Origin of the sequence: Mycobacterium sp. (genome assembly GCF_025965855.1) — a bacterium.
In the GTDB taxonomy this organism is placed as follows: domain Bacteria; phylum Actinomycetota; class Actinomycetes; order Mycobacteriales; family Mycobacteriaceae; genus Mycobacterium.
Map to the genome: position 1 here is coordinate 1 of NZ_JAOPWB010000047.1, position 6,491 is coordinate 6,491.

Genomic DNA, 6,491 nt, shown 5'->3' on the forward strand with positions numbered 1-6,491 from the left:
TTTCTTCGGCGAAGAACGGGTTCCCGGCGGCCCGCTCGGCGATCCGAGCGGCCAGAGCGCGCACCGAAGGGTCACCACCCAGCAGCTCGGTCGTCAACGCCGCGGACTGCGCTGAGTTCAGCGGCGCCAGGGAGATCGTCTGCGCGCCCGGGGTCCGCGACAGCGCGCCGCGGTATTCGGGGCGGTAAGTGATCAGCATCAGCGAGGGGATCTGCGGCACAACAGTGACGAACTCGGCGAGCATGGCCTCGCTGACCTCGTCGATCCAGTGCACGTCCTCGATGACGTATAGCGCCGGTGTGGTTCGGGTGAGGGCGACGGCGTTCAACAAGGCCGCCAACCGGCGCCGACGGGCATCGGCGGTGATTGCGGGCGGCATAGCGTCGGGGTCGCCGATTCCGAGCAGGTCGTCCAGCAGCAGCAGGTCCTCGGAGTTGGCGTCGGGGATGCGGGCCCGCACCTGCGCCCGGCCCGCGTGCTCGTCGAGGTTGCTGACCCCGAACACCGTGCGCAGCATTCGTGCCACCAGATGGAACGGGACCTCGTGGGTATGGGATTCGCAGGCGACGGTGAACACTTCGAGCCCGCGGCCGGCAGCTAGCGTCGTGGCCTCGCGCATGATGCGGCTCTTGCCGATACCGGGTGGCCCGACCACGCCGACCACACACCCGGCACCGCTGATCGCCTGTTCGAGGATGCCGGCGACGGTGTTCATCTCCCAGGTGCGCCCGACCAGGGTCGGCTCGCGCCGGCCGATCACTGCGCGCTCAGCTGCGGCACCCAGTAGCCGGCGCGCGAGCAACGGCTCCTCGGCACCTTTGACATCCACCCACTCGGGCGTGCCCAGCACCGTGGCGTATTCGACCAGCCGCGCGGTGGACTCACTGAGCATCACCCCGCCGGGCGGGGCAACCGATTCCATCCGTTGCGCTAACCCGACCTGCTCGCCAACGGCGGTGTACGCCCTTGCGTCAGAGCTGATTTCCCCGGCGATCACCCGGCCCGAGTTCAGCCCGACCCGCAGCCGCAGTACGACGGCGTCACGGCGCTGCACTTCGTTGGCCAGCTGCGCGATTTGCGCTTGGATGTCCAAGGCCGCCAAACAGGCCCGAAAAGCGTGGTCCTCCAACGCGACTGGCGCCCCGAACAGCGCCATGATCCCGTCGCCGGTGAACTTATCGACTGTGCCGCCATAGCGTCGGGTAATCGTTGCCGCGCGGCTGAAGACGTCGGCCATGATCTCGCGCAACCGCTCCGCCCCCACCGCCGAGGCGATCGCCAAGGAATTCACCACATCGGCAAACAACACAGTCACCTGCTTGAACTCCGGCTGCTGTCCTGCTTCTGGCGCAGGCGCCCCGCATACGTCGCAGAACCGGGCGCCGTGGCGCAACTCAGTGCCGCACGCTCGGCACACCGCGCCTGCTGGCTTCATCCGCCGCTCCCGCCGCTAATCAGTGGTGCGGACCGCCCAATACACCAACCTTAAGGCTCCCAGCCGCAACAGAGGAGATTATCGACCGCCGGCGCTGCCCAGGAAGCCATCTGGAACACGCGACACACGTGGGTAACGCTTTTGGTCAGCTACTTCCGGGTGGCTGTCTCGTGCTTTCCACCGAATCAAAGGCGAATCGACGTTAATTAGGCTTCCCGCTGGTGAATTGCGGGTTTTATGCCCCGTTTATCACCGACGTCGAGTAAGTTTTAGTTCCCGGTTTTGCCATGCAAGGAGCTTCGCGTGACTGTTCCGCCCGACGGCAAAAAGCACGCGCTCCCAGGCCTGGCTTTCTTCAAGCAAGAGCTCTACGACGCGGCGGCACAGGAATACGACGCGGCGATTCAAGCCGGCGGCTCAGCTAGCGAGCGTCGCGAGTGGCAGAAGATGCGCGACCTCGCGAAGGCCAATGCCACCGCCGAGATCAACGTCTATGTGCCCAAGCTGCAGTACTTCGACACAAAGGACCTGCTGGCTAAACCTCTGGTACGCGACGGCCATCTGCCCAGGCCGCCACGGCCCCGAGCGGACCGCCGCCGCCTCAAGCGACTGCGGTTATGGCTGGGCGACCAGCTCGGCGCAGTATTGACGGTGTTGATGGATCACATCATCAATCTGGTGGGCCGGGTGTTCGGCTACCGCGCCAGGGTTTGGACCAACTGGTACCGCCGTCCCTCGGTCGTGGGAGTCCTGCTGCTGGCCCACGTGCGAGAGCTGCTGAACGCAAACAATCTGAAAAACACCTATCCGCCGGGGGAATTGATCGGCTTTCAGCCCCGAGGACAGCGACCTCCCGTGGGCGTCACCCATTTCCGTACCGCCGACGGAAGCTGGAACAACCTCGCCGACCCCAAGGAAGGTGCTGCCCGCACGCGCTTCCTGAGCAACGTCGAACTCTCAGCCATCTGCCCCGAGACCATCCCGAAACTGCTCATTCCGAACCCGCGCGAAGTCAGCCGTCGCCTGCTCACCCGCCCGGACGGTGATGATGGCCGACCACACATGGAGCCTGTCTCATTCCTCAATCTGTTGGCAGCATCGTGGATTCAATTCATGACCCATGACTGGGTCAGCCACGGCGAGGTCGCGCCCAACGCCTTCATCACGGTGCCGCTGCTGCCCGGCGACCCGTCTATCACGCGCTACCAGCAAAACGCTTTAAAGATCAACACGACCCAGGTTGACTCGACGCGCAATGCAGGCAGTACCCCGGATCCTGCCGCCACGAGCTTCATCAATGAGGTCACCCACTGGTGGGACGGATCGCAAATCTACGGCAGCGACCAGGACACCCAAGATCGCTTGCGAAGCGGCCGATTCGGCAAGATGAAGTTGAGCATCCGCGGCAGGCTGCCCATTGACTGGAGCACTCGTGTCGAAGACACCGGCTTCAGGCGCAACTGGTGGGTGGGCCTGACGATGCTGCACACCCTTTTCGTGCGCGAACACAATGCCATCTGCGACATGCTGTACGCGGCCAACCCCCCCTGGGATGACAACCGCCTCTTCAACGTCGCGCGACTCATCAACGCTGCCCTGCTGGCAAAGATCCATTCCGTTGAATGGACCCCGGCGATTTTACCCAACAAGACGCTTGAGACGGGACTGAACTCGAACTGGTACGGCTTGCTGACCTACCTACGGCCTAAGGGCAAGGACCGCAAGACACTTGCCGAGGTCAACATCCGCAACCCCGAGCTTGGCGGAATCGTCGGCAACCCAATCAACAGGCACGACTGCGCGTATGGGCTGACCGAGGAATTCGTCGAGGTCTACCGTCTGCATTCGCTATTGCCCGAGACGCTGCAGCTGCGCCGCCGCGGCCAAGACACGATCAACGAGGTTCCCCTTCCCGAAACCCGCCAGCATGGCTCGATCCGGCTCACGAGCACATACGCGATGTCTGACCTGTTCTATTCGTTCGGCAACCAACATCCCGGCGCCTTGGTGCTCAACAACTTTCCGCGCTTCATGCAGGAGCTCAGCGTCCCGGGCAATCCGTTTCTCGACATGGGCACCGTGGACATCGTGCGCGCGCGAGAACGCGGCGTGCCGCGCTATAACGAATTCCGTCGCCAATTAGGGCTGAAAGAGATCCGGAGCTTTGACGATCTGACCGACTGCACACATCTCCGGAAAGAGCTGAAGTCCCTGTACGCGGACGTCGAACAACTCGACCTGCTGATCGGCACCCTGGCCGAAGGCCACCGGCCCACCGGCTTCGGCTTCGGCGAGACGGTATTTCAGATCTTTATCGTAAGCGCGAGCCGCCGACTGCAGGCTGACCGCTTTTTCACCGACTGCTACAACGAGGAGGTCTACACCGCGGAAGGCCTGGAGTGGATCGACCGGACCGACCTGAAAACCGTGCTCCTGCGGCACTATCCCGAACTCGCCGACACTGGCCTGGCCAACATCAAAAACGCCTTCGAGCCCTGGGACGAAGGGCCCAATCTGGATCCCGAGCGCCATCCATTGCGCGAGTGGGACTGTGAATTGAAGGACGCCCCCTGGCGCGGCGACGCATACCCTCGTGCCTGAACACCTTCGGGAGAACACATGCTGAGATGGTTCGTGCGGCGCGGGATTTGGGACTTCATAGCCTGGGGGAAATTTTTCGTAAGTAAGCCGCTTAACATCCCGTTGCCACCGAACAACCAGCGCCGCATCACACCGAAGCCTATGTTCGAGGCGATTCACTGGCTGCCGCTGCGCAAAGTGATGGTGTGCTCGCGCGCCGACGTCCCGTGCGATGAGCGCAAGTGGGTGCATACGAAGTTCTACGATTTCCAGGTTTGGTTCTACAAAGTCATTTCACCCATGCAGCCAGGTTTACCGCGAATAGACGCCGACCCGGAGCGGGCGTTGAAGCACGCCTTCAATGGTCTGCGTCGCACTCTCTTCCAGCCGCCCCAACGGCCGGCTGAGTATCTGGGCAGTCCCGACCTCGGCTCGCTGGCGGTGCGCGGTCCGTTTGCCTGCTACACGACGCGCTCGAAAACTCACGCCGCCTGGGAGTGGGATCTCACGATGCTCAACAACTACGAGCACCACCCCGGGCTGGTGAAGATCGGATCGCGCGTGTTGTTCCGCAAGGACCTATGGCGCCGTTCGTTGCAGGCCTATCAAATCGACTGCGCGCTGGGCTCGATCAAGCCAGCCGACGCACGATGGGACCAGGCCTGCAAGATCGCCTTGTGCGCCGCATCGACGCACCTGTCCCTCGTGCGCCATTTCAACTGGGTGCACCTGGCGGGCGGCGCACAGTTGGCCATCGCGACCCGCAACACCCTCTCGCGCGACCACCCGCTGTGCCGGCTGCTGTGGCCGTACATCTACGGCACCCAGCAGAGCAACGACATGGTCACCCGCGGGCAGATGGCACGCGGTGGCGACTTCGAGACCACCTTCAGCCTTACCTTCGACGAGATGTGCCGGTTATTCGACGACACCTATGTGGATTATCGGCACGTCGTCAACGACCCTGAGACGGACGGTGATTCGCGTGGTGTGCGCGGCGCCGGGTTCGACACACCAACGCAGCAGAACCTGGAGGCGCTGTTCTGCGTCATGCACTGCTTCGTGGGCAGGTATCTGGAAATCTACTACCCGCGGAGTGCCGTAGGCGCCAAGGCCGTGCAGCGAGACCCCGAGACGCTGGCCTGGCTCAAGGAACTCAACACGTTGCTTCCCAATGGAGTTGGCGTGGATCCCAACAATTTCACGTGGGATGAGTTGGCGCGGATGCTGGCGGGTCAATTGTATTTGGTGACCGTGCAGCACGAGATCCTCGGCAGTTTCATGTGGAACTATCAGCTGTGGACGCACAGCCAGCCGGCACGCATATACACCGATTTCCAGCCTGAGCCCTTGGACGTCTACCAGCGGCTCGTCAACTCCAATTACAACCTGAACGTGCGCCGACGCGCACTGATGCACAACTTCAGCCAGTTCGGGCTTGACTCCCGCGCCCAAGCGGCGATTTTGCAGTTCCACGCCGATCTTGCCGCGCTACAGGCACAGATGGACAGCCACCCGCATACGGTATGGCGGGTCTACCCACGCGAATTAAAGGTCAACATCAACGCTTAATGACCTTTGTCGGGCTGACAAACGTGACCCCGGCAAACGGTGACCCCGGCAATGGTCGGGCTGACAGTGGTCGGGCTGACAGTGTCTGGCTGACAGGATTTGATCCTGCGACCACTTGACCCCCAGGAAGTAGCGGTAGCGCGTTTCCCAAGTCGCCGGAGGTTTTCGCGGCCAGGGCGTGGTGTGTGACGTTCACGGACGTGCAGGTCGGTCGGCATCGCGCATGACGTGTGGTCCCCGGGTGGTCCCCCGTGCTGGCCGCAACCCTCACTAGCCGTGTACGTACATTCACCGTACAATGAAGCGATCAATAGCCGTCAGAGATGACTGAGGAAAGAATGGAGGTGTCGCTGTGGCAATTAAAACGAAGCGCATCGAGCTTCGCGCGGAGCAAGCGACCTTGGACCGCATCCAGCGCGCCGCCAACCTTGTCCATGAGCAGACCTCAGAGTTCGTGCGGAAAGCTGCGATGCAACGGGCCGAAGACATCCTGCGCCAGGAGCTGGTAACGGCAATGGAGCCCGAACAGTTCGACAAACTGATGTCCTCGCTCGACGCTGCTGACGACGCGCCGCGGCTGGCGGCAGCCGCACGCAAACCAGCTGTCTTCACAAGGCATTGAACAATGTTCGAGTCCACGCGACTCACTGACGCCCACACGCTGGACGGATTCGACTGCGGTAAGGAGTCGCTGAATACCTGGCTCATCGGCCATGCCCGTCGCGCCGACAGCAGCGGGGTCGCGCACGTCTACGTGTGGACCCCGCTCGGCGAACAGAAAGTCAGTGCCTATTTCGCCATCTGCCCCACCGAAGTAGTACGCAACGACGACGGCCTCTCAGGATCCATGGCCGGCGGCTATTCCCGCATACCCGGCTACTTGATTGCCCGCCTGGCGATCGAC

4 protein-coding genes and 1 pseudogene are annotated in these 6,491 nt (G+C 62.6%); 4 read left to right on the forward strand and 1 reads right to left on the reverse strand.

Features of this window, described 5'->3' with window-relative positions; translation table 11 throughout:
- Positions 1 to 1,435, reverse strand: a 1,435-nt coding sequence (locus JWP83_RS03470; RefSeq protein WP_297725809.1) for an adenylate/guanylate cyclase domain-containing protein, incomplete at its 3' end; no start/stop codon positions are given.
- Between the two features lie 303 nt (positions 1,436 to 1,738).
- Between JWP83_RS03470 and JWP83_RS03475 the strand changes: the two genes are divergently transcribed.
- The 4 genes and pseudogenes from JWP83_RS03475 to JWP83_RS03490 form a co-directional block, all read left to right on the forward strand.
- Positions 1,739 to 4,036 (forward strand): peroxidase family protein, encoded by a 2,298-nt coding sequence (locus JWP83_RS03475; RefSeq protein ID WP_297725812.1) that lies wholly within the window; start codon positions 1,739 to 1,741, stop codon positions 4,034 to 4,036.
- 141 nt (positions 4,037 to 4,177) lie between these two features.
- Positions 4,178 to 5,587, forward strand: a complete 1,410-nt coding sequence (locus JWP83_RS03480) for a hypothetical protein (protein ID WP_297725816.1) — start codon at positions 4,178 to 4,180, stop codon at positions 5,585 to 5,587.
- A gap of 352 nt (positions 5,588 to 5,939) precedes the next feature.
- Positions 5,940 to 6,209, forward strand: coding sequence for a DUF1778 domain-containing protein (locus JWP83_RS03485; RefSeq protein WP_297725819.1), 270 nt, complete (start codon positions 5,940 to 5,942; stop codon positions 6,207 to 6,209).
- 3 nt (positions 6,210 to 6,212) lie between these two features.
- Positions 6,213 to 6,491, forward strand: a pseudogene (locus JWP83_RS03490) (N-acetyltransferase); the annotation flags it as partial.

What these genes read in the sequence shown, in the direction of transcription:
- JWP83_RS03480 (WP_297725816.1), top strand. Translation starts at nt 4,178, where the DNA reads ATGTTCGAGGCGATTCACTGGCTGCCGCTGCGCAAAGTGATGGTGTGC.